Genomic DNA, 26,707 nt, shown 5'->3' with positions numbered 1-26,707 from the left:
CCCATTGCTGCTGAGTTTTCTTCTGGATTAACCATGAACGATGGAACGGACTATCGCGCGATCCTCGCGTCTGATACCCCTTTAATCGACGTTCGCGCGCCGATCGAATTTGCCCAGGGTGCGATGCCCGCCGCCATTAACCTGCCGTTGATGAATGACGACGAACGCGCCGCCGTCGGCACCTGCTATAAACGCCAGGGCCCCGAGGCCGCGCTGGCGCTTGGCCATAGCCTGGTGAACGGCGAGACGCGTGAGACACGTATAAACGCCTGGCGGGAAGCCAGCCTTGCCCATCCTGAGGGCTTTCTCTGCTGCGCGCGCGGCGGTCAGCGCTCGCATATCTCGCAGGCCTGGCTTAAAGAGGCGGGCATCGACTACCCGCTGATCCGCGGCGGCTATAAAGCCCTGCGCCAGACGGCGATTCAGGTGACGATTGAGCAGTCACAAAAGCCGATAGTGCTTATCGGCGGCTGTACCGGAAACGGTAAAACCCTGCTGGTGAAGCAGCACGCACAGGGCATCGATCTGGAAGGGCTGGCGCACCATCGCGGTTCGTCGTTTGGCCGCACGCTCACGCCGCAGCTTTCCCAGGCGAGCTTTGAAAACCACCTTGCGGTTGAGCTATTGAAAAAAGACGCCACGCGCTGGGTGCTGGAAGATGAAGGCCGGATGATTGGCTCTAACCACCTGCCGGAGTGCCTGCGTGACCGCATGGTTGAAGCGCCTATCGTGGTGGTAGAGGATCCATTTGAGATCCGTCTTGAACGCCTGCGCGAAGAGTATTTCGACCATATGTGGGCGGATTTTTCTGCCGCCTACGGCGAGGAAGCAGGCTGGAAAGAATACAGCGAGTACCTGCATCACGGCCTGTTCGCCATTCGCCGCCGTCTGGGGCTGCAGCGGCACGCAGAATTCACCGCGCTGTTAGATTCCGCGCTGTTGGAACAGCAGCGTTCTGGCAGCACGGACGCGCACTTCAGCTGGCTTGTACCGCTCCTGAACGACTATTACGACCCGATGTACGGCTATCAGCTGGAGAAAAAGGCGGAGAAGATTGTGTATCGCGGGACGTACGAAGAAATTGCTGAGTGGCTTGATCGCTGAAAAATAAAGCCGGGTGGCGAGGTAAAAGCAAAACGGCAACCAGGGTTGCCGTTTTTAATGTTTGTTCCCTCTCCCCGTGGGAGAGGGTCAGGGTGAGGGCATCAGGCCGCACCCTACAAGATCACTTAGAAGTCGTAACGCAGACGCACCAGGTTCATGTCGCCCAGGTCGTCGGTGCTGGAGGTGAACACGTGCTCGTAGTCCACGCGGAAACCGTAATCCAGCTGGAAGCTGATACCCACGCCGTTGTCGATGCGCTGGTAGTTGCGGCCATTCACGTAGTCAATACGGTCGCCCATGAAGTAAGGCTGGATAGATTTAACCGCATACTGACCAATTGGGAACTTGTAGCCCGCAAAGTATTCAATACCCCATGCATCACCGGCGAAGTAGTCGTTAACAGACACTTTTTTGGTGGTCATGAAGTTCTGATACCAGCCGCCGCCAACGGAGAATGTCCAGTTGTCCGGGGTCCAGCTCAGCGCGGTACCGAGGATGTTCTGGTCGTAGGTTTTGCTGTCGCCATTGGCCGGGTTACGCATATCCGCACGGGTGTAGTTCCACGCGGCGCCCCAGGTCAGATCGGTGGTCAGGTGGTAATCCAGACCCAGTGAACCGCCGCCTTTACGCTTGTAGCGCAGGCCGTTGCCCGGCAGGTATTCGCTGTCTTCAAACAGGTAGGATGCATAAATGTCAGCATCGCCCACGGTTTTCTTATATTTCAGCATATTACGTGAACGGTAAGAGCCGTCGTAATCGCCTTTGATCCCGTTACCTGGTGCCTGACCGATCATGTCGTAGTCCCAGATATCGGTTTTCGCGCCCACCACATCATAGTAAACGCTGTTCTGTTGACCGAAGGTCAGCGTACCCCAGGTGTCGCTCTTCAGACCGGTGTAGAGCATACGACGCGTCGTGTCGTGGTCGCTTTCGCTGTAGTGGTTGTCCCAGTTGAACATTGCAGGGAAGTTCACGCCCAGCTCGTAGTAGCTTACCCAACTGATGTCATCAAACAGGTAGTAATCTGCTGCGAAACGGAAACGGGTGCCACCGTCGAAGCCGTTACGCTTGTAAGAACCTTTGTCGCCGTCACCAGTCATCATGTTGAACTGTGGACGGATACTCCCACCCACGGTGAAGTTCAGGCGGCTCAGCGGGTTACCCGCCTGAGGATCCTGCTTAAGAACGGTGATTTCCGCCTGAGAAGCGAAGGTAGTCAATGCCACTGCCGCGCCGATCGTTGCCGCCAGCGCTGATTTTTTTATAGTCATTATTTTTCCTTAATAGACACGCTGCTAAATATTTAGCGGGTGAATATTAACTGGAAATAATCGGGCTGTGTGGTCGGGTTTTTAATGTTTTGTGCTACTAAATGAGTGGGTATTATCACTTTGTGCTTTTTAAACACTACGCACCGGCATTTGAAACCGGTGCGTAACTTTCACCGTGCTAAATCAACTCGCGAACTGACGGAACAGGGCTTTGCCCTTTAACAGCCGCGTGCCGAGCCAGCCTCCGCAGAGTGAAAGCAGCACAGCGCCACAGAGAGGCAGGATCAACCAGAGACGCCAGTCAGGCTCCCACGGGAAGTCGAAGACTTTTGTCTGCAACACCGCCAGCGCCGTCTCTGCGCCAATGGCTGCCACCAGACCCGCCACCAGCCCCAGCAGCGCAAACTCGCTCCAGAGCGTCATCCGCAGCAGCCGCTTTCCGGCCCCCAGCGTGCGGTAGACCACCAGCTCCTGATGGCGCTGGCGCATGCCTACCTGCACCTGGGCCAGCAGCAACAGCACGCCGCAGATCGTCACCAGCACCACCATGACCTCCAGCGCGCGGCTCACCTGCTCCAGAACCTGCCCTACCTGCTTCAGGATCGCTCCAATATCCAGCAGGCTGACCGTCGGAAACTCCCGGTTAAGCTGGGTCAGCATGCCGTTGCCGTTTTCCCAGCGGAAGCTGGTCAGCCAGCTCTGCGGCTGACCGTCCAGCGCCCCCGGCGGGAAGATAAAGAAGAAGTTTGGCCGCAGGCTTTCCCAGTCAACTTTACGCAGGCTGGTGACCTTCGCGGTAAAATCCTGGGTATCGCCGGTAAAGGTCACGCTGTCCCCAAGCTTCACGTTCAGGCGCGTCGCCAGCCCCTCCTCCATCGACACTTCCCCCGCTTTTGGCGGCCAGGTGCCAGCGGTTATCGGGTTGTGGTCAGGGCGTTTCTCCTGCCAGGTCAGGTTCAGCTCGCGGTTAAGCGACTCGTCCTTGTTCCCCTCCGTTGGCTGCCCGTTGATCTGCGTCAGACGCGCGCGAACGATGGGATAGAACGACTCAGGGATAATGTGATGCTCCGACAGGAAACCCTTTAGCGGAGTGACCTGTTCTGGGGCAATATTGATCAGGAAAAAGTTCGGGCTTTCCGGGGGAAGCTGCTGCTGCCAGCGATCGAGCAGATCGCCGCGCAGCACCAGCAGCAGCGCCAGCAGCATAAATGACAGCGAAAAGGCCGACAACTGGCTGAGCGTTGACCAGGGCTGATGCAGCAGGCGGTTGACCGCCAGGCGCACGGGCAGGGATTTTACCGTCAGCCTCTTCAGGACATTGAGCAGTATCCAGCCCAGCACGCCGCACAGCAGCGCCAGCACAACCGCCCCGGCCAGTACCGCCCAAAGCAGCGTGCTGCCCCCCATCAGCCACGCCAGCAGCCCCACCGCCACCGCAATAATCACCGGAAGGTAGAACTTCAGCGGCCAGACGTTCGCCACCACATCGCTGCGGAGCACGCGCAGCGGCTGCGTGGCGAGCAGCAGTCGGTAAGGGCGTAGCCCTACCAGCAGCGAAATTACCGTCATCGCGCCGATTGCCCATAGCCACGGCCAGAGGCTGGCCGGCGGCAGTGCGGCCGGTAGCACCGGTTTCAGCATCACCATCAGCAGTTTTTCAAACAGCAGCCCCATTATTCCGCCGGTCAGCGCGGACAGGACCAGCAGCATCAGCCACTGACCGACAATCAGCTTGCGCAGCTGCGCCCGGCCAGCCCCCAGGGTTTTGAGGATCGCCACCAGGTCGTAGCGGCTGCGGCAGTAGTGCCCCATCGCCACGGCCACCGCCGCCACCGCCAGCAGCAGGGTCAACAGGGCCGACAGCAGCAGGAACTGCTGAGAGCGCTCCAGAGATTTACCGAGCGCCCCCTCGTCCTGCTCCAGCCCGTACCAGCGGTGTTCCGGTTTGAGCTGCGGCAGAAGCCATTTTTCATATGCGTCAAGCTGGGCAGGCGTGCCGCCAAACTTATAGCGCCAGGTAACGCGGCTGCCCGGCTGTACCGCATGGGTTGCTGCTACGTCCGCGGTGTTCATCAGCAGGCGCGGCGCAAGCTGGAACGGGTTAAACCCAGAGTCAGGTTCCTGTACCACTTCCCCGGCAATTTTGAGGGTGGCGTCGCCGACGTCGATACTGTCGCCGGGTTTCAGATTCAGCAGCGCCATCAGACGCGATGCCAGCAGCACCGTACCGGGCGTGGGCTTTAATCCCGGCGGGCGGGTCTGCAAGTCACCGTACATCGGGTAGATGTCATCGACGGCCTTGACGCTCGCCAGCTGCGGCGTGTCGCCCGCAAAGGTCATGGTCTGGAAGCTTACCTGCTCCCCCACCTTCAGCCCTTCTTTACGCGCTTCGTCAATCCAGCCCGGCGGCACGGGGCGGGAGCTTTGCAGCGCCCGGTCCCCCGCCATAAACTCCCGGCTCTGCTGGCTGAGCCCTTTTTCCATCCGGTCGCTGACGCTGCCGAGCGCCAGCACGCAGGCCACCGCCAGGCTTAACGCCAGCCAGACAATCAGCAGCGAGGGCGAGCGCCACTCGCGCCAGAACCAGCGGGTAATCATGCCTCCTCCTGAAGAATACCGTTAACCAGCCGCAGGCGACGGTCGCAGCGGGCGGCGAGCTGCGGATCGTGGGTCACGAGGATCAGCGTGGTGCCGTGCTCGCGGTTGAGCGAAAACAGCAGGTCGGCAATCCTGTCGCCGGTTTTACGGTCAAGGTTACCGGTAGGCTCATCGGCAAACAGCACTTCCGGGCGACCGTTAAACGCCCGCGCCAGCGCCACGCGCTGCTGCTCACCGCCAGAAAGCTGCGCGGGAAGATGGTCGAGACGTTTCCCCAGACCGAGCTGTTCCAGCAGCGCCTTCGCGTGAGCGCGGCTTTCACGGCTATTTTCCCCGCGCAACAGCGCCGGGAGCTCGACGTTTTCCAGGGCGTTCAGGGTCGGGATCAGCATGAAGGACTGGAAGACAAAACCCACGTGACGCGCGCGCAGCGCCGCCCGCGACTCTTCATCAAGCTGGTGCAGCGGCTGCCCGACAAGGTGGACCTCGCCGCTGCTGCCGTCGTCCAGACCGGCCAAAATCGCCAGCAGCGTGGACTTACCGGAACCGGATTCGCCAATCAGCGCGATGGTTTCAGCGCGTTTGACAACGAGTTCAACTCCAGTAAGGATGGAAAGCTCGTGTTCCCCCTGACCGACGGACTTCTTAAGATGATGAACTTCAACACTGTTTTCCGCTGGCATTTGCCCTTCCTGTTTTTGATTCTGATGACCTTCCGCGCGGCGGCAGCGGACACGTTACTGGTTCTTGGCGACAGCCTGAGCGCAGGCTATCGCATGGCGGCCAGCGCGGCCTGGCCCGCCCTGCTCAATGAAAAATGGCAGAGCAAAACGTCTGTAATCAACGCCAGCATCAGCGGTGATACCTCGCAGCAGGGCCTGTCGCGCCTGCCTGCGCTGCTCAAACAGCATCAGCCACGGTGGGTGCTGGTTGAGCTTGGCGGTAATGATGGCCTGCGCGGTTTCCAGCCTCAGCAAACGGAGAATACGCTGCGCACCATTTTGCAGGACATCAGGGCGGCAAACGCCCAGCCGCTGCTGATGCAAATTCGCCTGCCCGCCAACTACGGTCGTCGGTATAATGAGGCCTTTAGCGCGATCTACCCTAAGCTTGCCAAAGAGTTTGATATTCCGCTGCTGCCATTTTTCATGGAAGAGGTCTATCTCAAACCCCAGTGGATGCAAGACGACGGGATCCACCCCAATCGCGATGCGCAGCCGTTTATTGCCGACTGGATGGCAACGCGGCTGGCTCCTTTAGTTAAACATGACTCCTGATTAAGCGGAGATCCTGACAGGTAAAGTTATGCAAAAATCGGTCTTAATTACAGGATGTTCCAGCGGAATCGGTCTGGAAAGCGCGCTCGAATTAAAGCGCCAGGGGTTTCGGGTCCTGGCGGCCTGCCGCAAACCCGACGATGTCGAACGCATGAACGGGCTGGGCTTTACCGGCGTGCTGCTGGATATGGACTCGCCGGAGAGCGTTGAGCGCGCCGCCGATGAGGTGATCGCGCTGACCGACAATCGTCTGTACGGGCTGTTTAACAATGCCGGCTACGGTGTATATGGCCCGCTGGATACTCTGTCCCGCGAAACGCTGGAGAAGCAGTTTTCGACCAATTTCTTCGGCGTGCATCAGCTCACCATGCGCCTGCTTCCCGCCATGCTGCCGCACGGTGAAGGACGCATCGTGATGACGTCGTCGGTGATGGGGCTGATTTCCACCCCGGGACGCGGCGCCTACGCCGCCAGCAAATATGCGCTGGAGGCCTGGTCCGACGCCCTGCGCATGGAGCTACGCCACAGCGGCATTAAGGTCAGCCTGATTGAACCCGGCCCAATTCGCACCCGCTTTACCGAAAACGTGAACCAGACGCAGGCGGATAAACCGGTCGAGAACCCCGGCATTGCCGCACGTTTTACCCTCGGGCCAGAGGCGGTGGTGGCCAAAGTGCGCCATGCTTTTGAGAGCGAACATCCCAAAATGCGCTATCCGGTGACGCTGGTCACCCATGCGGTAGGCTGGTTAAAACGCCTGCTGCCGGGCCGGATGATGGACAAAATTTTACACGGCTGAGTTGAAGCGACGACGCGCATCCCCATGTAAAGAACAAACCGACAAAAGAGAAAGCCGCATGTCCGTACAGAATATCGTCAATATTACAGAAGCTAACCTGCAACAGACCCTTGAACAGTCGATGACCAAACCGGTCCTGTTCTACTTCTGGTCTGAACGCAGCCAACACTGCCTGCAGCTGACGCCGGTGCTGGAAAGCCTTGCCGCCCAGTACAACGGTCAGTTCATTCTCGCGAAGCTGGACTGCGACGCCGAGCCGATGGTGGCATCCCAGTTTGGCCTGCGCGCCATTCCCACCGTCTATCTGTTCCAGAACGGTCAGCCTGTTGACGGCTTCCAGGGGCCGCAGCCGGAAGAGGCTATCCGCGCCCTGCTGGATAAAGTGCTGCCGCGCGAAGAAGAGCTGAAGGCGCAGGAAGGCATGGCGCTGATGCAGGAAGGCAAATACGACGAGGCGCTGCCGCTGCTCAAAGAGGCGTGGCAGCTGTCGAATCAAAACAGCCAGATTGGCCTGCTGCTGGCGGAAACGCAGATCGCCCTGCACCGTTCAGAAGACGCGGAAGCCGTACTCAAGACCGTTCCGCTGCAGGATCAGGATACCCGCTATCAGGGGCTGGTCGCACAAATTGAGCTGCTGAAACAGGCGGCGGACACCCCGGAAATTCAGCAGCTGCAGCAGCAGGTTGCCGACAACCCGGCGGATGCCGCGCTGGCAAGCCAGCTGGCGCTGCAGCTGCACCAGGTAGGGCGTAACGAAGAGGCGCTGGAGTTGCTGTTCAGTCATCTGCAAAAGGATCTCGCTGCCGCAGACGGTCAGGCGCGCAAGATGTTCCAAGAGATCCTGACCGCGCTGGGCACCGGAGACGCGCTGGCGTCGAAGTATCGTCGTCAGCTGTACGCGTTGCTCTACTAACAAAAAAATGCCCGGTGGCGCTAACGCTTACCGGGCCTACAAAACAGGCTTAACCCGTTTTCTTTAATTGCGTCACTACCAGTTGGTGACGTGCGTTGTAAAACTTCCGATAGGTCAGGTAGCAGGCAATGATGGTCGACAGGCTTGCCGTGGAAAGCAGCATAAACGTCACCATGATCTGATACTTAATCGCTTTTACCGGATCGATACCGGCAAAAATCAGCCCCGACATCATGCCCGGCAGGCTCACCAGCCCCACCGTTTTGGCGGAATCTACCGTTGGGATCAGCGATGAACGAATGCTCTCGCGAATCAGCCGCGCCGAGGCCACTTTTGGCGTTGCCCCCAGGCTTAGTTTCTCCTGTAGCTGCTGCTGTTCACTGCTGAATCGCTGGCCAAGGTTGTTGTAACAGAGCCCAACGGCCACCATCGCGTTCCCCGCAATCATCCCGGAAATAGGGATAACCTGCATCGGCGTAAACTCAATCGAGCCGGAGAGCACCAGCACCGCCAGCGTGAGCGCCGTCCCGGTGGTAATGGCGATAAACGACGAGATAAACGCTTTATCAATGTATTTACTGCGTTTTTTCGCATTCCACGCCGCGTTAAAGCAGATAAAGAGCACCATCAGCAGCGTCAACACCGCGTGGTTAACGTTGAAGATATACTTCAGCACATAGCCGACGATGATGAGCTGAATCACCGCGCGGCAGATGCTCCACACAATATCTTTTTCCAGCCCCAGCTTTTCGCGGTAGCTGACCACAATCGCAATCAATACCAGCACCATCGAAAAGGCCAGCGATTCGTTGGTAATGTTATGTTCACCCACGGTTTGCCTCCTGCATTTTCCCGCCGTGCGGCTGAAGCGTAATCACGTCATCCGCATGGGTTATTTCGTTAGCATCGTGCGTCACCCACAGCACGGCAATATTTTGCTCCCGGGCGTAGCGATGAATAATCTCGTTGACGTTGCGCTTGTTGACGTCATCAAGTGCGCTGGTGATTTCGTCAAGCAACAACACCTTCGGTAAAAACTGCAGGTTGCGGATCAGCGAGACGCGCTGCTTTTCTCCGCCCGACAGCGCGTTGATGGATTTGGTCAGCGTCTCCTGCGCCAGGCCAAAGCGGGCCAGATCGTTGATAAACTGTTCCGGCTCCGGCGTTTTATTGCGGATTTGCCACGGGAAAATCAGGTTGTCATAAACCGTATCGCCAAAAAGCACGGGCGTTTGCACGCAATAGGAGACCTGCTGGCGATAGCTTTCCGGAGAGAACGACGCAATATCCTGTCCTTCAAACAGAATGGTTCCCTCCGTCGGGCTGAGGAGTGAGGCCACGATTTTCAACAGCGTGCTTTTGCCGCAGCCTGAGGGGCCCGTGATTAATTTAAACTCGCCCGGCGACAGGCTAAACCCGACGTGCTGCAGGATCGTGTTTTCCCCGACCCGAAATCCGACATCCCTGAGAAGTAATACGTTTTTTTTATCGTTCATTGCGCTTCCGTTAACCGCTTTTTGTCATAACCGTCTGTAGCATAATCCTTTCGCCCGCACAGAGCGAATAGCCTCACGCTAAAGCAAGTGTTAAACTTTTTGTTTGTTATTTGTCACCACCATCACTACAGGAAGTATGCGACATGGCACATATCTTTTATGAGTTTCCTTCCCTGAAGCCTGGTGTTCCTGATGTCGAAACATTAATGGAAGTCATCAAATCGTCGGAACTCACGCGTTTTGTCATTGGTGCAGAGGTGGTGGATTTTGTTAAGAAGGCGCTCATCGTGAACACCACGATCGGCAGCTTCAAAAATTGCTATTTCGCCTTCGACAACGGGACACACTTCCTTGAATTTGACGGTAAGGGAAAATCAAAACGTTTCAATGACGTACCCGACTGGTTCATCTCTCCGGCTGAATTTTCACGCACCCAGTGGCTTATCAACCACAATCTTGCGGATGTAAAAGCCACTCAGTTCATTGACGTGCTGATGTCCTACCCGCTGAAAGCGCGTCGCGCGCACTGTAATTTGTTATTTGGGCTGGAGCTGGAAAAGGTGAATGCGGTTCCGGTCGCAGCGTCAGCCGCAGGTAAAATCGGCAATAAGAACGGTAAAACCACCAAACCACGCGTGACCGATCTGGGATCGTTTGAATTGTTCCGTCAGTTCTTTGCACGAATGAAAACCGCCGTGCTGGCCGATGAGTTCCCTACCCTGCAGGTCCTGACGGGCATGGATAATCTGACAAAAGCGCCGCATAATTTAAAGCAGGGTATCAGAACCTGGTTTAAAGCCATCGCGGGCGACCTTCCACCGAATAACAAGCGCGTTGAAGCGGGGAATGCCGTACTGTTCTGCGCCCCCATTCGCGAACAGATCCAGCGTATCGAAGCGCTGGGGCTGGAGAATTACTACGAGGGATTATCGAAAGCCATTGCTGAAGCGGGTGATGGATTCATCTCTGACTTTACCTATACTTACGAGCAATAAACACACACTTTCACTCGTCACAGCATGCAAAACAGGAGGTTTTTATGCTTATCGTTGTTCCTGTCCTTATTTTCGTTGCGCTGGTTATCGTGGGCGCCGGCGTCAAAATTGTCCCTCAGGGTTATCAGTGGACCGTTGAGCGTTTCGGTCGATACACCAACACACTCCAGCCTGGCTTAAGCCTGATTGTTCCGTTCATGGACAGAATTGGTCGCAAGATCAACATGATGGAGCAGGTTCTGGACATTCCGTCCCAGGAAGTGATCTCCAAAGATAACGCCAACGTCACCATCGACGCCGTCTGCTTTATTCAGGTGATTGATGCGCCAAAAGCGGCCTATGAGGTGAGCAACCTGGAGCTGGCGATCGTCAACCTGACGATGACCAACATCCGTACCGTGCTCGGCTCGATGGAGCTGGACGAGATGCTTTCCCAGCGCGACAGCATCAACACCCGCCTGCTGCACATTGTCGACGAGGCAACGAACCCGTGGGGGATCAAGGTCACCCGCATCGAGATCCGCGACGTGCGCCCACCGGCGGAGCTGATCGCCTCCATGAACGCCCAGATGAAGGCCGAGCGAACCAAGCGCGCCTATATTCTGGAAGCTGAAGGGGTGCGTCAGGCGGAGATCCTCAAAGCGGAAGGTGAAAAACAGTCACAGATCCTGAAAGCGGAAGGCGATCGTCAGTCCGCATTCTTACAGGCTGAAGCGCGTGAACGTTCGGCCGAAGCGGAAGCCCGCGCCACCCAAATGGTGTCTGAGGCGATTGCCGCCGGTGATATCCAGGCCGTGAACTACTTTGTCGCGCAAAAATATACCGACGCCCTGAAACAGATTGGCTCGGCGAACAACAGCAAAGTGGTGATGATGCCGCTGGATGCCAGCAGCCTGATGGGCTCTATCGCCGGTATTGCCGAACTGATCAAGGACAGCGGAAACGAGCGTAAAAAATGATTGAGCTGATCGTTGCACATCCTCATGCCTTCTGGCTAAGCCTCGGTGGCTTATTGCTGGCGGCGGAGATGCTGGGCGGCAACGGCTACCTGCTCTGGAGCGGTGTTGCCGCCGTCATTACGGGCCTTCTGGTCTGGATCCTTCCCCTGGAGTGGGCGTGGCAGGGCGCACTGTTTGCCGTGCTCACGCTGGTGGCCGCGTGGCTGTGGTGGCGCTGGCTCAACCGGCGGGTTAACGAGCAGAAACCGGTCGACGCGCACCTTAACCAGCGCGGGCAGCAAATTGTCGGCAAACGTTTTACGCTCGATACCGCCCTGGTAAACGGGCGGGGGCATATGCGGGTGGGCGACAGCTCGTGGCCGGTGGTCGCCGACGACGACCTCAGCGCCGGCACGCGGGTTGAGGTCATTGCGGTGGAAGGCATTACCCTGCGGGTGAAAGCCTGTTAGGCAGAGGCCTTACGGTGGCAGCAGCCGGCAAGATTGTCGATTATCGGGCAGTCGGCGCTGTCATCCCCCGGACAGGACTCCGCGAGCTGCAGCAGCTGTTCGCGCATCGCCTGCAGTTCGGTGATGTGACGTTCAATCTCGGCCACCTTTTCCAGCGTGCGTTTTTTCACGTCGGCGCTGTGACGCTTCGGATCGTTGAACAGGTTAACCAGCTCGCCGCACTCTTCCAGATTAAACCCGACCTGTCTTGCCTGGCGCAGCAGCGTCAGCTCATCAATATGCAGTTTCGTATAGCTGCGGTAGCCGTTTTCGCTGCGCAGCGGCGGCGTGACCAGTCCCTTTTCTTCATAAAAACGGATTGCCTTGCTGGTTAAGCCGGTTTTTTTTGCCACATCACTGATATTCACATTTCCCCCTTGACCTTCCCCTTGATGGAAGGTTTAACCTTCATAACAGTTAGTAAAAAGCGTTACTCCGGTCAACAACTGACCAAAATATTATACGGGAGTTTTGTTATGTCTCACACTATTGACCTGACGCTGGACGGCCTCTCATGCGGCCACTGCGTCAAACGCGTTAAAGAAAGCCTGGAACAGCGCCCTGACGTTGAAAGCGCTGAGGTGACTATCGATCATGCCGCCGTGACCGGCAGCGCCAGCGCGGATGCGCTGATCGATACCATCAAGCAGGCCGGTTACGGGGCGGAGTTAAGCCACCCAAAGGCTAAACCGCTGGCAGAGTCATCATCCCCGTCGGAAGCACTGACAGCGGCCACTCCTGAGCTTCCGGTAGCTGATGATATTGATGACAGCCAACAGCTGCTGATCAACGGCATGAGCTGCGCCAGCTGCGTCTCCCGGGTACAAAACGCCTTGCAGGCCGTACCGGGCGTCGCGCAGGCACGGGTCAATCTTGCGGAGCGTACTGCGCTGGTGATGGGCAGTGCCTCCGCCGCAGATTTAGTGCAGGCCGTTGAGAAAGCGGGCTACGGGGCGGAGGCCATCGAAGATGATGCCGAGCGCCGCGAGCGCCAGCAGGAAACGGCTATCGCCACCATGAAGCGCTTCCGCTGGCAGGCCATCGTTGCCCTGCTGGTCGGTATTCCGGTGATGGTGTGGGGCATGCTCGGCGACAACATGATGGTTACCGACGACAACCGCACGCTGTGGCTGGTGATTGGTCTGATTACCCTTGCGGTGATGGTGTTTGCAGGCGGACATTTCTATACCAGCGCCTGGAAAAGCCTGAAAAACCGCACCGCGACGATGGATACGCTGGTGGCGCTCGGTACCGGCGCAGCATGGCTCTATTCGATGAGCGTGAACGTCTGGCCCCAGTGGTTCCCGATGGAAGCGCGGCATCTCTATTATGAAGCCAGCGCGATGATTATCGGCCTGATTAACTTAGGTCATATGCTGGAAGCCCGCGCCCGTCAGCGCTCCTCGAAAGCGCTGGAAAGATTGCTCGATTTAACCCCACCGACGGCCCGCGTGGTCACGGACGAAGGGGAAAAGAGCGTTCCGCTGGCCGAGGTTCAGCCGGGCATGACGCTGCGTCTGACAACCGGCGACCGGGTTCCCGTTGACGGTAAGATAACCCAGGGCGAAGCCTGGCTGGATGAAGCGATGCTGACCGGGGAGCCTATCCCCCAGCAGAAATCAGACGGCGACGCCGTGCATGCCGGTACGGTGGTACAGGACGGCAGCGTGCTGTTCACCGCCAGCGCCGTCGGCAGCCACACCACGCTGTCGCGTATTATCCGCATGGTGCGCCAGGCGCAGAGCAGCAAGCCGGAAATTGGCCAGCTTGCTGACAGAATCTCGGCCATTTTTGTGCCGGTGGTGGTTGGTATTGCCCTGCTGAGCGCGGCGATCTGGTATGTCTTCGGCCCCGCGCCGCAGATTGTTTATACCCTGGTGATCGCCACCACGGTACTGATCATTGCCTGTCCTTGCGCCCTTGGTCTGGCGACGCCGATGTCGATCATCTCCGGCGTTGGCCGCGCAGCCGAATTTGGCGTACTGGTGCGGGATGCGGACGCGCTGCAGCGGGCCAGCACCCTCGATACGCTGGTGTTTGATAAAACCGGCACGCTGACGGAAGGTAAACCGCAGGTGGTGGCCGTCCACACGGTCGGCATTCCGGAAGGGAACGCGCTGCGCCTCGCCGCCGCGCTGGAGCAAGGCTCCAGCCATCCGCTGGCGCGCGCCATTCTCGATAAAGCGAGTGAGTCTGCCCTTCCGCAGGTCAGCAATTTCCGCACCCTGCGCGGGCTCGGCGTCAGCGGCGAAGCAGAAGGCCACGTGCTGCTGCTGGGCAACCAGGCATTGCTCAATGAAAACGGTATTGATACCACCGCGCTGGAAAGCGAGCTTAAAGCGCAGGCGTCTCAGGGCGCCACGCCGGTTCTGCTGGCGGTGGATGGCAAAGCCGCCGCGCTGCTGGCCGTGCGCGATCCGCTTCGCCAGGACAGCGTGGACGCCCTGCAGCGCCTGCACCGTGCCGGTTACCGTCTGGTAATGCTGACCGGGGATAACCCGACCACCGCCAACGCCATCGCGAAAGAAGCGGGAATTGATGAGGTGATTGCGGGCGTACTGCCGGACGGTAAAGCGGACGCCATCAAGAAACTGCAAAGTCAGGGTCGTCAGGTGGCGATGGTCGGCGACGGCATCAACGATGCCCCGGCGCTGGCCCAGGCTGACGTGGGGATTGCGATGGGTGGCGGGAGCGATGTCGCCATTGAAACCGCTGCCATCACGCTGATGCGCCATAGCCTGATGGGCGTTGCCGACGCGCTGGCCATTTCAAAAGCCACGCTGCGCAACATGAAGCAGAACCTGCTGGGGGCGTTTATCTATAACTCACTCGGCATCCCGATTGCTGCCGGTATTTTGTGGCCGCTGACCGGCACGCTGCTTAACCCGGTGGTCGCGGGTGCGGCGATGGCACTCTCCTCCATCACCGTGGTGAGCAACGCCAACCGCCTGCTGCGCTTTAAACCGAAGGATTGAACCTTGTACCCGTACGCGCTAGCATGAACCTTTCCGTTCATGGAGCGCGTATGGGTCTGTTTAATCGTATAAAAACATCGTTTCGCGCCCTCTTTCCCCGCCGTTACGCCTGGCCCGGTCTGGATATCTCGCTTCCCGGCGGGCAACAGCTGCACCTGGTCGGCAGCATCCATATGGGAACGCAGGATATGTCTCCCCTGCCACCCGGCCTGATAAAACTGCTGAAACACGCCGACGCGCTGGTCGTTGAAGCGGACATTTCGGGTCAGGAGTCACCGTTTGCCGGGCTCGAGAGCGATCTCACCCTGGCGGAGCGCCTGGATGAAACCCAGCTTGCGGAACTGACGCGCGTGGCCGATGAGACGGGCGTCTCGCTCTCCATGATTGACACCCTGCCGCTCTGGCAAATCGCGATGGTATTACAGGCTACGCAGGCGCAGCGCCTGGGCCTGCGCGGTGATTACGGCATCGATTACCAGCTGCTGAACGCGGCAAGGGCGCGCAGCCTGCCCATCATCGAGCTGGAAGGAACGGACAGCCAGATTGCGCTTCTGCGGCAGCTTCCCGACGACGGTCTGATGCTGCTGGATGATACGCTGACCCACTGGCACACCAACGCGCGCCTGCTGCAGACCATGATTGGCTGGTGGCTGGATGCGCCGCCTGAGGACGGTAAGCTGGCGTTACCGTCGACGTTCAGCGAATCGCTGTATGATGTGCTGATGAATGCGCGCAACAAAGCCTGGCGGCAGACGCTGCATGCTTTACCTGCGGGGCATTACGTGGTGGCGGTTGGGGCGTTACATTTGTACGGAGAAGGGAATTTGCCGTCACTGTTAAAATAAAAAAATGGCCAATATTTCTATTGGCCCGTCAAAGAGGAATTTCATCGTTTTTATTATGCCGAAGGAGACCTTCGGTTGAGCCGATTGTCGCTCAAAGTGACCATCACTGCCAATACTATTGCGCAAGATGGTGCTATTTTTTAGACAAACGTCAGGCGTATGATGTTGGCATGATTTGTCTGTCGTAAGAAGGATAGCTATGACTCCCGCCGTTAAATTACTCGAAAAAAACAACATTTCTTTCCGGATCCACACTTACGATCACGATCCGAACGAGACCAACTTTGGTGATGAAGTGGTGCGCAAGCTGGGGCTGAATGCTGACCAGGTTTACAAAACGCTGCTGGTGGCGGTGAATGGCGATATGAAGCACCTCGCCGTCGCGGTGACTCCCGTGGCAGGACAGCTGGACCTTAAGAAGGTCGCCAAAGCGCTGGGGGCAAAGAAGGTGGATATGGCCGATCCGATGGTGGCGCAGCGCACCACGGGCTACCTGGTGGGCGGCATCAGCCCGCTCGGACAGAAAAAACGCCTGCCGACGCTGATCGATGCGCCCTCACAGGAGTTTGACACCATTTTTATATCCGGCGGCAAACGCGGGCTGGATATTGAGCTGGCGGCGGGCGATCTGGCGAAAATGCTGGACGCGAAGTTTGCGGATATTGCCCGCCGGGATTGAGGAAATTGCCCGGTGGCGCTGCGCTTACCGGGCCTACGGTTCGGATGTAGGCCGGGTAAGGCGAAGCCGCCACCCGGCACAAAATCCCCGCACTACTGCCAGCTCACCTCGCCTTTCGGCTCATACGCATTCACGTCAATCGGTGAATTCTGCTCGATGAACTGCTTCAGCACTTCGGCATCGATAAAGCCGGTATTCACGTATCCCGGTTTATTATCAATATGCGGATAGCCGTCGCCGCCCGTGGCGTTAAAGCTTAACGTCGCCAGACGGTACGTTTTAGCCGGGTCAACCGGTTCGCCTTTGATCTTCAGGTCGTTAAGCTTGCCGTCTTTCGCGACGAAGCTGACGTTAGCAAACTGCGGATAGGCCCCGGAATCTGGCTTCATCTGCGCCACGGCGGTCAGGTACTCAATCACCTCTTTCCCGCTCATATCCGCATACACCACCACGTTGCCGAACGGCTGTACCTTCAGCACGTCTTTATAGGTGATGTTTCCGCCTTCGATGGAATCACGAATGCCACCGCCGCTCATTACGCCAAAGTCAGCGCCGGTGCGCGCTATTTGCGCCGCCAGCACCAGGTGGCCCATGTTGGTCTGCACGAAGCGGACTTTGCTGCGGTCCCCTTCCAGGCGGCCATTGAGCGTGCCAATCTTCACGTCCAGCTGCGCCTTGCCTTTGTTCTGGAACGGCGTCAGCAGGGAGAGCATCTGCTGGTTCTCTGCAATCTCAGGCGTGTAAAGTACGCGCTCACTTTTCCCGTCCGGGTAGGTGACCTTCTTCTTCAGGTTGACCGGAATGAGCTGATAATGAACCAGCTTCATCTCGCCGTTACGGAACTCGAAATCTGCACGACCCACGTATTTGCCCCACTCGTGCGCCTGTACGATCCAGATACCGTTCTGACGGTCCGGCGCGCACGGCGTGCCCGGCACGTAGTCCACCTGCTTTTTGTTCTCCGAGGCCATACACACCGGATCCTGTGAGTGACCGCCCACAATCATTGCCAGCGAGCCTGCCGGCAGGCTGCGCGCCATCTCGACGTCGCCGGGCGCATTGGAGCCGTGCTCGCCGTTATCGTAGTGGCCCATGTGCGTGGTGGCGATAATCACGTCCGGCTTTTCGTTTTGCTGCAATTCCTGAATCACCAGCTTCGCTTCGTCTGCCGGTTTACGGAATTCGATATCGGTGAAGAACTCAGGGTTGCCAATTTTCGCCGTATCGTCAGTGGTTAGGCCGATGACCGCGATCTTCAGATCCTGACGCTTAAACAGCGCCCAGGGTTTAAACAGGCGTTCGCCGGTGCTTTTCTGATAAATATTGGCTGAGAGGAACGGGAATTTGGCCCATTTTTCCTGCTGACGCAGCACGGTCAGCGGATTATCAAACTCATGGTTACCGACTGCCATCGCGTCGTAGCCAATCAGATTCATGCCGCGAAAGTCGGGTTCGGCGTCCTGCAAATCGGATTCCGGCACGCCGGTATTAATATCACCGCCTGAGAGCAACAGTACGCTGCCGCCCTGAGCCGCCACCTCTTTGCGAATGCCATCCACCAGCGTTTTTTGTGCCGACAGGCCATATTCGCCGTATTCACTGCGCCAGAAGTGACCGTGGTGGTCGTTAGTATGCAGAATGGTAATTTTATAGGTTTTGTCTTTTTCATACGCCTGCGCGGGCAGGCTTACCAGCCCCCACGCCGCGATGAGCGCCAGCGCGACGCCCCGCTTCATTAACTTCATCTTCTCTCTCCCTGACCAATAGACAAAGGCAGAAATTACAGTGACTAATAAGAATAGACAAATAAGTTTTCATAATTGCGACTTTCTTCAAATGTCCCGGGCGGGTATGTTAGTCGGATAATAATTACACCCTGCATCTCTAATAACTAAAGACGTGGTACTTCTCTCTATGGCAATCAGTGAATCAACCCAGCCCGCTCCGGGCGCGCCGGCGTCGCCGCCTGCATCGCGCACCTCCTTTAAAGTCTTAGGCGCAATCAGTCTCTCGCACCTGCTCAACGACATGATCCAGTCGTTGATTCTGGCGATTTATCCGCTGCTGCAGTCCGAGTTTTCGTTAACCTTCGTGCAGATCGGGATGATCACCCTGACCTTCCAGCTGGCTTCCTCGCTGCTGCAGCCGGTGGTGGGCTACTGGACGGATAAATACCCGATGCCGTGGTCGCTGCCGGTTGGCATGTGCTTTACCTTAAGCGGGCTGGTGCTGCTGGCCATGGCCGGGAGTTTTGAAGCCGTGCTGATCGCCGCCGCGCTGGTGGGTACCGGGTCGTCCGTGTTCCATCCGGAGTCCTCCCGCGTGGCACGGATGGCGTCCGGTGGTCGTCACGGGCTGGCGCAGTCGCTCTTCCAGGTGGGCGGTAACTTTGGTAGCTCCCTGGGCCCATTGCTGGCGGCGGTGATCATCGCGCCGTATGGCAAAGGCAACGTGGCCTGGTTTGTACTGGCCGCACTGCTGGCGATTATCGTGCTGGCGCAAATCAGCCGCTGGTATGCCGCGCAGCATCGCGTGAACAAAGGGAAACCTAAAGCGAAGGTTATTAATCCCCTGCCGCGCAATAAGGTTATCCTGGCCGTCTCTGTGCTGCTGGTGCTGATTTTCTCGAAATACTTCTATATGGCGAGCATCAGCAGCTATTACACCTTTTATCTGATGCAAAAATTCGGATTATCGGTACAAAATGCGCAGATTCACCTGTTTGCCTTCCTGTTCGCCGTCGCGGCCGGTACGGTCATTGGCGGGCCTGTGGGTGATAAGATTGGGCGTAAATATGTCATTTGGGGCTCTATCCTCGGCGTGGCGCCGTTTACCCTTATTTTGCCGCACGCGAGCCTTGAATGGACGGGGATTTTAACCGTGATTATTGGTTTTATCCTCGCTTCCGCGTTTTCCGCCATTCTGGTTTATGCCCAGGAGCTGCTGCCTGGCCGTATCGGTATGGTTTCCGGACTCTTTTTCGGTTTCGCCTTCGGTATGGGCGGGCTTGGCGCAGCGGTGTTAGGGATGGTTGCGGATCACACCAGCATCTTCCTGGTTTATAAAATCTGCGCTTTCCTGCCGCTTCTTGGGATGTTAACCATATTCCTGCCTGATAACCGGCATAAAGCCTGAATTACGGGTAGCCAAAGTTTTACTTTGGCTACCTGACACCCTGATGCCATAAGGGTTTCTTCTTCATCCACTCTCTGAATTTTTCAAAATGCGCTTTTTTACGTGCATATTGCTGTTTTATTCAAACTTCAACAATTATTCATAAACATAAGGGTAAAAATTGTCATAAACTATTACTCGGTTTTTTGGTTTTCGCCAAAAAGGAACACCCACAACGAAAGGAGACGGAATGCACCACGCCACACCGCTTATCACCACCATTGTTGGTGGACTTGTGCTCGCTTTTATCCTCGGCATGATTGCCAATAAACTGCGTATTTCTCCTCTTGTCGGCTATCTGCTGGCAGGTGTTCTGGCGGGACCGTTCACGCCAGGTTTCGTTGCGGATACCAAACTGGCACCTGAACTGGCGGAATTGGGCGTGATTCTGCTGATGTTTGGCGTCGGTCTGCATTTTTCCCTGAAGGATTTGATGGCGGTAAAGTCGATTGCCATACCGGGAGCGATCGCCCAGATAGGGGTGGCGACGCTGCTGGGGATGGCGCTTTCGGCCGTACTGGGCTGGTCGCTGATGACCGGCATCGTATTTGGGCTGTGTCTCTCAACCGCCAGTACCGTGGTGCTGCTGCGCGCGCTTGAGGAGAGACAGCTGATTGACAGCCAGCGCGGGCAGATCGCGATTGGCTGGCTGATTGTGGAAGACCTGGTCATGGTCCTGACGCTGGTACTGCTGCCTGCCGTCGCCGGGATGATGGAAAAAGACAACGTCGGTTTTGCCTCGCTGGCGCTGGATATGGGCATCACCATCGGTAAGGTTGTGGCGTTTATCGCCATCATGATGCTGGTGGGCCGCCGTCTGGTGCCGTGGATCATGTCCCGCAGCGCGGCGACCGGCTCACGCGAGCTGTTTACCCTCTCCGTGCTGGCGCTGGCGCTGGGCATCGCCTTTGGTGCCGTTGAGCTGTTTGATGTCTCCTTTGCTCTGGGTGCGTTCTTCGCCGGGATGGTACTGAACGAGTCCGAGCTGAGCCACCGCGCTGCGCACGATACGCTACCGCTGCGCGATGCCTTCGCCGTACTGTTCTTCGTCTCCGTCGGGATGCTGTTTGACCCGATGGTCCTGATCCATCAACCGCTGGCCGTGCTGGGCACGCTGGCGATCATCATCTTTGGTAAGTCGCTTGCCGCCTTCTTCCTGGTGCGGATGTTTGGCCACTCGCCGCGGACGGCGCTGACCATTGCCGCCAGCCTGGCGCAGATCGGTGAGTTCGCCTTTATTCTGGCCGGTCTGGGCATGGCTCTGAACCTGCTGCCGCAGGCAGGGCAAAACCTGGTGCTGGCGGGGGCGATCCTGTCGATCATGCTGAACCCGGTGCTGTTTGCCCTGCTGGAAAAATACCTCGATAAAACCGAAACGCTGGAAGAGCAGACGCTCGAAGAGGCCATCGAAGAAGAGAAGCAGATCCCGGTTGATATTTGCAACCACGCTCTGCTGGTCGGCTTTGGCCGCGTGGGCAGCCTGCTCGGTGAAAAGCTGATGGCACAGGGTATTCCGCTGGTGGTGATTGAGACCTCACGCACCCGCGTCGACGAGCTGCGCGAGCGCGGTATTCGTGCGGTGCTGGGCAATGCGGCGAACGAAGAGATCATGAATCTGGCGCATCTGGACTGCGCCCGCTGGCTGCTGCTGACCATTCCTAACGGCTATGAAGCGGGTGAGATTGTGGCTTCCGCACGCGCGAAGTGCCCAACAATTGAGATTATCGCCCGGGCGCACTATGACGACGAGGTGGAGTACATTACCGAGCGCGGTGCAGATAAGGTGGTGATGGGCGAGCGCGAGATTGCTAACACCATGCTGACGCTGCTGGAAAAACCGCCAGTTGAAGAGGCGGTGACGGGGTAAGTTTGGTGCGGTCTGATTCCCTCACCCTGGCCCTCTCCCACGGGGAGAGGGAACAAACATTAAAAAAGGCAACTTACGTTGCCTTTTTACATTTACCGATCCCAATACGCCTCTTCGAGGCTGTCTTCCCGTTCCGGCAGGCCACGCGTTAAGCGGGGTGAGTGCTGGTTCAGTACCTGATAGCTCACGCGGTTGGCGTACTTACACACCTGCGCCAGCGACGAATAGGTCAGCCAGTTGAACTTGTGCTTGCTGGAGTTCGGCACGTTGGTTTTGTGGTAGGCGTTAGCGGTGATGTCATGCAGCAGCGCGGCCAGCGCGCCGTCGCCCGCGCCGTTGGTGTTCATGATCTTCTCCGGACCACCCATATATGGCGCGATGTGAGAGTAGATCCGCAGCGGGTTGATGCAATCCTGATGGCGCATACCGCGGCTGAACTCGTACTGGTTAAACTCGGCAATCGCGCCGGGCAGCAGCGGGTGTTGGGTCTTGCGTTTGCTCTCTTCCTCCGTGAAGCCGGCCATATACAGCCCAACCGGGCCCGCGGTGCAGAGCACCAGGTCCACCCAGTCCAGCGCTTTATCAGATGCCAGCAGCGGATCGCTTTCACCGGTCAGCGCTTCGGCCTCCTCTTCGTTCATCGCCAGAATCGAGACGTGCTCTTTCAGGAAGGCCTGCCACCACTCCGGGTTATCGGCGATAACGAATTTCGTGCCCAGCGTCAGAACGACGGGCACGTTGTATTTCTTCGCGTACTCAATCGCCTTCATGGTCGCGTCGGGCATGGGCTCGCCCGGCTTGCAGCGCACCAGGTAGGAGGTCAGCACCAGCGCCGAGGCGCCCGCGATCACCTCTTCCGGAATACTCTCGGCGCGCAGCTTGTTCATGTGGCCGGGGCTGATGGCAAAGGTACGCTCGCCGGACTCACCGATCAGCGTGAAGCAGCGGCCAATCGGCCCGTCAACGCCCTGCAGGTAGTTCAGATCGGTACGGCTGGAGGTGTTGCAGAGATAGCGGTAGGCATAGCCACCAATTTCGATATTGCTGCACATCACGCCGAGCAGCACCGAGCGGTCGTCTGCCAGCACGGAGTAGTTGTGCATGGTATTGCCGATGGTGCCACCGGCGAACTGATGGGTAATCAGGTTTTCGCGCACCAGCTCCTGGTACAGCGCTTCGGCAACGTCGTCTTCAATCACCAGCGAATGTCCGGCGCTCAGACCGTAACGGGCGACAAACGCATCATCCACTTTGGCTTCAATGTCCACCAGCGTCTGATCGATACCGACGACCCACGCCGCGCTGGTTTCATTTTCTGGCTGGATTTGCTGCAGGAGCGGATCGCGGGCATCGACGGGGAAGTAGTGTTTGGATTTGCGTTTACCGGGAAATTTCATGGTCTGAACTGTACGAAGAATATGGGCCGGGAATGGTAGCACAAACCCGGCCCGGAGTGCGATCAGCGGCTGTTCGTCACCAGCGAGACCATCATGTCGATATGCTCAGGCGAGTCGTTAAGCGCCGGAATGTACTCGTACTTTTCGCCGCCAGCCTCCAGGAAAAATTCCCGATTTTGCACCGCGATCTCCTCCAGCGTTTCCAGACAGTCTGCCGAGAAGCCCGGCGACATCACCTGAATATGCTTCACGCCCTTCTCGCCGAGCATTTTGAGGGTTTCATCGGTGTACGGCGTCAACCACGGCTCGCGGCCGAAGCGCGACTGGAAGGTCATCATCACCTTCTCCGGCGGCAGGCCAAGGGCGGAGACCAGCTCGCGCGTGGTATCGCGGCAGCGCTGGGGGTAATCATCCCCTTCGTTAGCGAAACGCTGAGGGATCCCGTGATAGGAAAGCAGCAGCAGATCCGGCTCGCCGTGCTTTTCAAACGACGCGCGCGCGCTGTTGGCAAGCGCCTTGATGTAGAGATCGTTATCCGCGTAGTCGCGAATAAAGGTCACGCCCGGAATGCGGCGGCGGGTCGCCAGAATGCGGGCCAGCTCGTCCCAGACGGCGGCCACCGTCGAGCAGGAGTACTGCGGGTAGAGCGCCAGCACGACGATATGGTCCACGCCCTGCGCCAGCAGGGATTCTACCGCGCTTTCCAGGGAGGGTTTGCCGTAGCTCATGCCGAGCGCGACGGGCATATCCGGCAGGCGGGCGGCCAGCGCTTTTTCCTGACGACGGCTGTAAACCATTAGCGGCGAGCCCTCTTTCATCCACACGGACTGATAGAGTTTGGCGACGCGCGGAGAACGAATCGGCAGAATGACGCCACGCAGCAGCGGCCACCACAGCAGTCTCGGGAAATCCACGACGCGCGTGTCGCTTAAAAACTGTCGCAGGTAGCGTTTTACCGCGTCTGATGTAGGTGCTTCTGGGGTGCCCAGATTGGCAAGCAGGATGCCGGTTTTCGCCTGACTCATTCACGCCTCTTAACCATTTGATAGGTTGTCAATTGTAGCGGAAATGCGTTTAAACGAAACCCATTGCTGTAATAGGTAAGATGAGAATATTTCTCACCCGGAGGGCCCGGGTGAGAGAAATGCGATTAGCCGAGGATTTTTTCCAGCTCTGCACGTACGTCAGCCACGGCTTTGGTGCCGTCAACTTTAGCGTATTTGGTGTTACCCGCCTGCGCTTCTTTGGTGTAGTAGCCGATCAGCGGCGCGGTCATCTGATGGTATTCCACCAGGCGCTTGCGCACGGTCTCTTCCTGATCGTCTTTACGGGTGGTCAGCTCTTCGCCGGTCACGTCGTCTTTGCCTTCAACCTTAGGCGGGTTGAATTTGATGTGGTAAACGCGGCCAGAAGCAGCGTGTACGCGACGACCAACGATACGGTCAACGATCAGCTCGTCCGGTACGTCGAACTCCAGAACGTAGTCCACGTTGATGCCCGCTTCTTTCATGGCGTCAGCCTGAGGAATGGTGCGTGGGAAGCCGTCCAGCAGGAAACCGTTACGGCAGTCTTCCTGAGCAATGCGCTCTTTGACCAGAGCAATCACCAGCTCGTCGGTCACCAGCTTGCCTGCGTCCATGATGTCTTTCGCCTGTTTACCCAGCTCGGAGCCAGATTTAACAGCGGCGCGCAGCATATCACCGGTGGAGATTTGCGGAATACCGTATTTCTCCATGATGAACTGAGCCTGAGTTCCTTTACCCGCGCCCGGAGCGCCAAGCAGAATAATACGCATTGCGAAAATCCCCTCAAAAGTCGTTTCAATTTTTCAAAAGCGCTAAACAATACCACCAGAACGGGCATCGCTCAAGGAAGGCAGGAAGGCTGAAACGGTTAACGGGGGGAGATTATTTGGGAGGGTGCGGTCTGGTGCCCTCACCCCGGCCCTCTCCCACGGGGAGAGGGAGAAGACCAGGGGAGGCGTGGTCAATTACGCCAGCAACAGCGCATTCACACGTTTAATGAACAGGTTAGGATCTTCCAGCGTGCCGCGCTCGGCCAGCAGGGACTGATCCAGCAGCAGTTCAACCCACTCGGCAAAGCGGGCGTCGTCCTGGGTATCCGCCGCGCGTTTCACCAGCGGATGATCCGGATTAAGCTCAAAGATATATTTCACTTCCGGCATCGCCTGGCCCGCCGCCGCAAACAGTTTCGCCATCTGAGTGCCCATTTCGTCGGCATCGGTGGTGACGATGGCTGGGGTGTCGGTCAGACGGTGCGTGAAGCGCACCTCTTTCACGCGGTCGCCCAGCAGGGTTTTCACGCGCTCAACGAACGGCTCCAGCGCCTTCTCGGCTTCTTTCGCGCTTTCGTCCACTTCATCCGCCAGCTTGTCGATGGACTCGTCGGCTTTGGCTACAGACTGGAAGGATTTACCGTCGAACTCGGTCAGGTAGTTCATCATCCACTCGTCGATGCGATCAGAAAGCAGCAGCACTTCGATGCCTTTCTTGCGCAACAGCTCCAGGTGCGGGCTGCTCTTCGCCGCTGCGTAGCTGTCGGCGGTGATGTAGTAGATCTTCTCCTGCCCTTCTTTCATGCGGGAGACGTACTCTTCCAGCGACACGGTCTGCGCGGAGGAGTCGGTATGCGTTGAGGCGAAGCGCAGCAGTTTGGCGATGGTTTCAACGTTCGCGGTGTCTTCTGCCGGGCCTTCTTTCAGCACCAGGCCAAACTGTTTCCAGAAGGTCTGATATTTTTCCGCATCGTCTTTCGCCAGTTTTTCCAGCATCTGCAGCGCACGTTTGGTCAGGGCGTTGCGCAAGTTACGGGTGACGGTGCTGTCCTGCAGAATTTCACGGGAGACGTTCAGCGGCAGATCGTTAGAATCGATCAGGCCGCGCACAAAGCGCAGGTAGTTCGGCATGAACTGCTCGGCGTCGTCCATGATAAAGACGCGCTGCACGTACAGCTTCAGACCGTGCTTGTGATCGCGGTTCCACATGTCCCACGGCGCCTGTGCCGGGATGTACAGCAGGCTGGTGTACTCCTGCTTACCTTCCACACGGTTGTGGCTCCAGGTCAGCGGGTCGGTAAAATCGTGGGCGATGTGCTTGTAGAATTCGTTGTACTCGTCGTCTTTAATTTCAGACTTGTTGCGCGTCCACAGCGCCTGCGCCTTGTTGATCTTCTCCCAGGAAACCACGGTTTCACCGTCTTTCTCTTCCTGTTTTTCAATCTCGACCGGCAGGGCAATGTGGTCGGAATATTTGCTGATGATGGAGCGCACGCGCCAGTCGTTCAGGAAATCGTCTTCGCCTTCGCGCAGGTGCAGGGTGATTTCGGTACCGCGATCCGCTTTGGTGATGTCATCAACGGTATATTCGCCTTCCCCTTTGGACTCCCACAGCACGCCGTTTTCAGCGCTGTCGCCCGCCGCACGGGTACGGACGGTGACTTTGTCCGCCACGATGAACGCCGAGTAGAAACCGACGCCGAACTGGCCGATGAGCTGGCTGTCTTTCGCCTGGTCCGAGCCCATGGACTCGAGGAACGCTTTGGTGCCGGATTTGGCGATGGTGCCGAGGTGGTCGATCACTTCGTCGCGGTTCATCCCGATGCCGTTATCGGCGATGGTCAGGGTGCGGTTCTCCTTATTGAACGAGACGCGCACGCGCAGCTCGCCGTCGCCTTCGTACAGATCCGGGTTAGACAGCGCGCGGAAGCGCAGCTTGTCCGCCGCATCGGATGCGTTGGAAATCAGCTCACGCAGGAAAATTTCTTTGTTGGAATACAGGGAATGGATCATCAGGTGCAGAAGCTGTTTTACTTCTGACTGGAAACCACGGGTTTCTTGTCCTTTCATCTATG

23 protein-coding genes are annotated in these 26,707 nt (G+C 57.6%); 12 read left to right on the top strand and 11 right to left on the bottom strand.

All coding sequences use genetic code 11. The annotated features are described in order from the left end of the window. Positions 1 to 33 precede the first annotated feature (33 nt). Entirely contained in the window at positions 34 to 1,104 is a 1,071-nt protein-coding gene (gene mnmH, locus ACMGG5_RS11105) for a tRNA 2-selenouridine(34) synthase MnmH (protein ID WP_420277840.1), read from the top strand. A 125-nt stretch (positions 1,105 to 1,229) separates the two neighbouring features. Here the strand turns inward: mnmH and ACMGG5_RS11100 are convergent, their stop codons facing one another. From ACMGG5_RS11100 to ybbA, 3 genes are all read right to left on the bottom strand, one after another. Continuing rightward, positions 1,230 to 2,375 (bottom strand): porin, encoded by a 1,146-nt coding sequence (locus ACMGG5_RS11100; RefSeq protein WP_024906872.1) that lies wholly within the window; start codon positions 2,373 to 2,375, stop codon positions 1,230 to 1,232. 183 nt (positions 2,376 to 2,558) lie between these two features. Next, a complete protein-coding gene (ybbP, locus tag ACMGG5_RS11095; protein ID WP_090417972.1) occupies positions 2,559 to 4,973 on the bottom strand; it encodes a putative ABC transporter permease subunit YbbP in 2,415 nt (804 codons plus the stop codon). Further along, positions 4,970 to 5,656, bottom strand: coding sequence for a putative ABC transporter ATP-binding protein YbbA (gene ybbA, locus ACMGG5_RS11090; protein WP_090418247.1), 687 nt, complete (start codon positions 5,654 to 5,656; stop codon positions 4,970 to 4,972). The genes ybbP and ybbA overlap by 4 nt, the downstream gene beginning before the upstream one ends. Between ybbA and tesA the strand changes: the two genes are divergently transcribed. Genes tesA through ACMGG5_RS11075 form a run of 3 tightly spaced genes read left to right on the top strand, consistent with a single transcriptional unit; the run spans position 5,627 to position 7,962 of the window. Then, positions 5,627 to 6,250 (top strand): multifunctional acyl-CoA thioesterase I/protease I/lysophospholipase L1, encoded by a 624-nt coding sequence (gene tesA, locus ACMGG5_RS11085; protein WP_032646200.1) that lies wholly within the window; start codon positions 5,627 to 5,629, stop codon positions 6,248 to 6,250. The genes ybbA and tesA overlap by 30 nt on opposite strands. A gap of 28 nt (positions 6,251 to 6,278) precedes the next feature. Next, positions 6,279 to 7,049, top strand: coding sequence for an SDR family oxidoreductase (locus ACMGG5_RS11080; protein WP_014882827.1), 771 nt, complete (start codon positions 6,279 to 6,281; stop codon positions 7,047 to 7,049). Positions 7,050 to 7,107: 58 nt separating this feature from the next. Further along, entirely contained in the window at positions 7,108 to 7,962 is an 855-nt protein-coding gene (locus ACMGG5_RS11075; RefSeq protein ID WP_420277839.1) for a co-chaperone YbbN, read from the top strand. A gap of 49 nt (positions 7,963 to 8,011) precedes the next feature. Here the strand turns inward: ACMGG5_RS11075 and fetB are convergent, their stop codons facing one another. Both fetB and fetA read right to left on the bottom strand, forming a co-directional pair. Further along, the gene (gene fetB / locus ACMGG5_RS11070) at positions 8,012 to 8,794 is read right to left on the bottom strand and encodes an iron efflux ABC transporter permease subunit FetB (protein WP_024906866.1); all 783 of its coding nucleotides are present in this window, start codon (positions 8,792 to 8,794) and stop codon (positions 8,012 to 8,014) included. Then, positions 8,787 to 9,458, bottom strand: coding sequence for an iron efflux ABC transporter ATP-binding subunit FetA (gene fetA, locus ACMGG5_RS11065; RefSeq protein WP_061715847.1), 672 nt, complete (start codon positions 9,456 to 9,458; stop codon positions 8,787 to 8,789). The genes fetB and fetA overlap by 8 nt, the downstream gene beginning before the upstream one ends. 143 nt (positions 9,459 to 9,601) lie before the next feature. On the opposite strand from fetA, the gene ACMGG5_RS11060 reads away from it, so the two are divergent. The 3 genes from ACMGG5_RS11060 to ACMGG5_RS11050 are packed head-to-tail and all read left to right on the top strand — an operon-like array spanning position 9,602 to position 11,861. Further along, a complete protein-coding gene (locus ACMGG5_RS11060) occupies positions 9,602 to 10,453 on the top strand; it encodes a hypothetical protein (protein ID WP_420277838.1) in 852 nt (283 codons plus the stop codon). Positions 10,454 to 10,497: 44 nt separating this feature from the next. Beyond that, entirely contained in the window at positions 10,498 to 11,412 is a 915-nt protein-coding gene (locus ACMGG5_RS11055) for an SPFH domain-containing protein (RefSeq protein ID WP_024906863.1), read from the top strand. Further along, positions 11,409 to 11,861 carry an NfeD family protein gene (locus ACMGG5_RS11050; RefSeq protein WP_024906862.1) on the top strand — a complete coding sequence of 151 codons (453 nt, stop codon included), beginning with the start codon at positions 11,409 to 11,411 and terminating at the stop codon, positions 11,859 to 11,861. The genes ACMGG5_RS11055 and ACMGG5_RS11050 overlap by 4 nt, the downstream gene beginning before the upstream one ends. Here ACMGG5_RS11050 and cueR read toward each other — a convergent pair. Beyond that, positions 11,858 to 12,268 (bottom strand): Cu(I)-responsive transcriptional regulator, encoded by a 411-nt coding sequence (gene cueR, locus ACMGG5_RS11045; RefSeq protein WP_024906861.1) that lies wholly within the window; start codon positions 12,266 to 12,268, stop codon positions 11,858 to 11,860. The genes ACMGG5_RS11050 and cueR overlap by 4 nt on opposite strands. A 108-nt stretch (positions 12,269 to 12,376) precedes the next feature. On the opposite strand from cueR, the gene copA reads away from it, so the two are divergent. The 3 genes from copA to ybaK all read left to right on the top strand — a co-directional run bounded on the left by copA (position 12,377) and on the right by ybaK (position 16,399). Next, positions 12,377 to 14,875, top strand: a complete 2,499-nt coding sequence (copA, locus tag ACMGG5_RS11040) for a copper-exporting P-type ATPase CopA (RefSeq protein WP_061715849.1) — start codon at positions 12,377 to 12,379, stop codon at positions 14,873 to 14,875. Positions 14,876 to 14,925: 50 nt separating this feature from the next. Beyond that, positions 14,926 to 15,720: a TraB/GumN family protein gene (locus ACMGG5_RS11035; RefSeq protein ID WP_024906859.1), complete on the top strand. Its 795-nt coding sequence runs from the start codon at positions 14,926 to 14,928 to the stop codon at positions 15,718 to 15,720. Positions 15,721 to 15,919: 199 nt separating this feature from the next. Next, positions 15,920 to 16,399 (top strand): Cys-tRNA(Pro)/Cys-tRNA(Cys) deacylase YbaK, encoded by a 480-nt coding sequence (gene ybaK / locus ACMGG5_RS11030; RefSeq protein WP_023343509.1) that lies wholly within the window; start codon positions 15,920 to 15,922, stop codon positions 16,397 to 16,399. A gap of 92 nt (positions 16,400 to 16,491) precedes the next feature. On the opposite strand, the gene ushA is transcribed toward ybaK, so the two are convergent. After that, positions 16,492 to 18,144, bottom strand: a complete 1,653-nt coding sequence (gene ushA / locus ACMGG5_RS11025; protein WP_024906858.1) for a bifunctional UDP-sugar hydrolase/5'-nucleotidase UshA — start codon at positions 18,142 to 18,144, stop codon at positions 16,492 to 16,494. Positions 18,145 to 18,313: 169 nt separating this feature from the next. Here ushA and ACMGG5_RS11020 point away from each other — a divergent pair, with 169 nt between their 5' ends. Further along, on the top strand, positions 18,314 to 19,534 hold the full coding sequence (locus tag ACMGG5_RS11020; protein WP_061715852.1) for an MFS transporter: 1,221 nt from the start codon (positions 18,314 to 18,316) through the stop codon (positions 19,532 to 19,534). Positions 19,535 to 19,763: 229 nt separating this feature from the next. Continuing rightward, entirely contained in the window at positions 19,764 to 21,440 is a 1,677-nt protein-coding gene (ybaL, locus tag ACMGG5_RS11015; protein ID WP_024906856.1) for a YbaL family putative K(+) efflux transporter, read from the top strand. A gap of 92 nt (positions 21,441 to 21,532) precedes the next feature. On the opposite strand, the gene ACMGG5_RS11010 is transcribed toward ybaL, so the two are convergent. The 4 genes from ACMGG5_RS11010 to htpG all read right to left on the bottom strand — a co-directional run bounded on the left by ACMGG5_RS11010 (position 21,533) and on the right by htpG (position 26,702). Then, entirely contained in the window at positions 21,533 to 22,837 is a 1,305-nt protein-coding gene (locus tag ACMGG5_RS11010; RefSeq protein ID WP_061715853.1) for an inosine/guanosine kinase, read from the bottom strand. Positions 22,838 to 22,899: 62 nt separating this feature from the next. After that, on the bottom strand, positions 22,900 to 23,862 hold the full coding sequence (gene hemH, locus ACMGG5_RS11005; RefSeq protein ID WP_248272959.1) for a ferrochelatase: 963 nt from the start codon (positions 23,860 to 23,862) through the stop codon (positions 22,900 to 22,902). A gap of 125 nt (positions 23,863 to 23,987) precedes the next feature. Further along, positions 23,988 to 24,632, bottom strand: a complete 645-nt coding sequence (adk, locus tag ACMGG5_RS11000; protein WP_006809841.1) for an adenylate kinase — start codon at positions 24,630 to 24,632, stop codon at positions 23,988 to 23,990. 195 nt (positions 24,633 to 24,827) lie between these two features. Beyond that, on the bottom strand, positions 24,828 to 26,702 hold the full coding sequence (gene htpG / locus ACMGG5_RS10995; protein ID WP_024906853.1) for a molecular chaperone HtpG: 1,875 nt from the start codon (positions 26,700 to 26,702) through the stop codon (positions 24,828 to 24,830). Positions 26,703 to 26,707: the final 5 nt, after the last annotated feature.

Origin of the sequence: Enterobacter sp. BNK-34, assembly GCF_048684445.1 — a bacterium.
Lineage (GTDB): Bacteria > Pseudomonadota > Gammaproteobacteria > Enterobacterales > Enterobacteriaceae > Enterobacter > Enterobacter pseudoroggenkampii.
The sequence above is the reverse complement of the archived record's forward strand: the minus strand, read 5'-3'. Positions and strand labels throughout refer to the sequence as shown.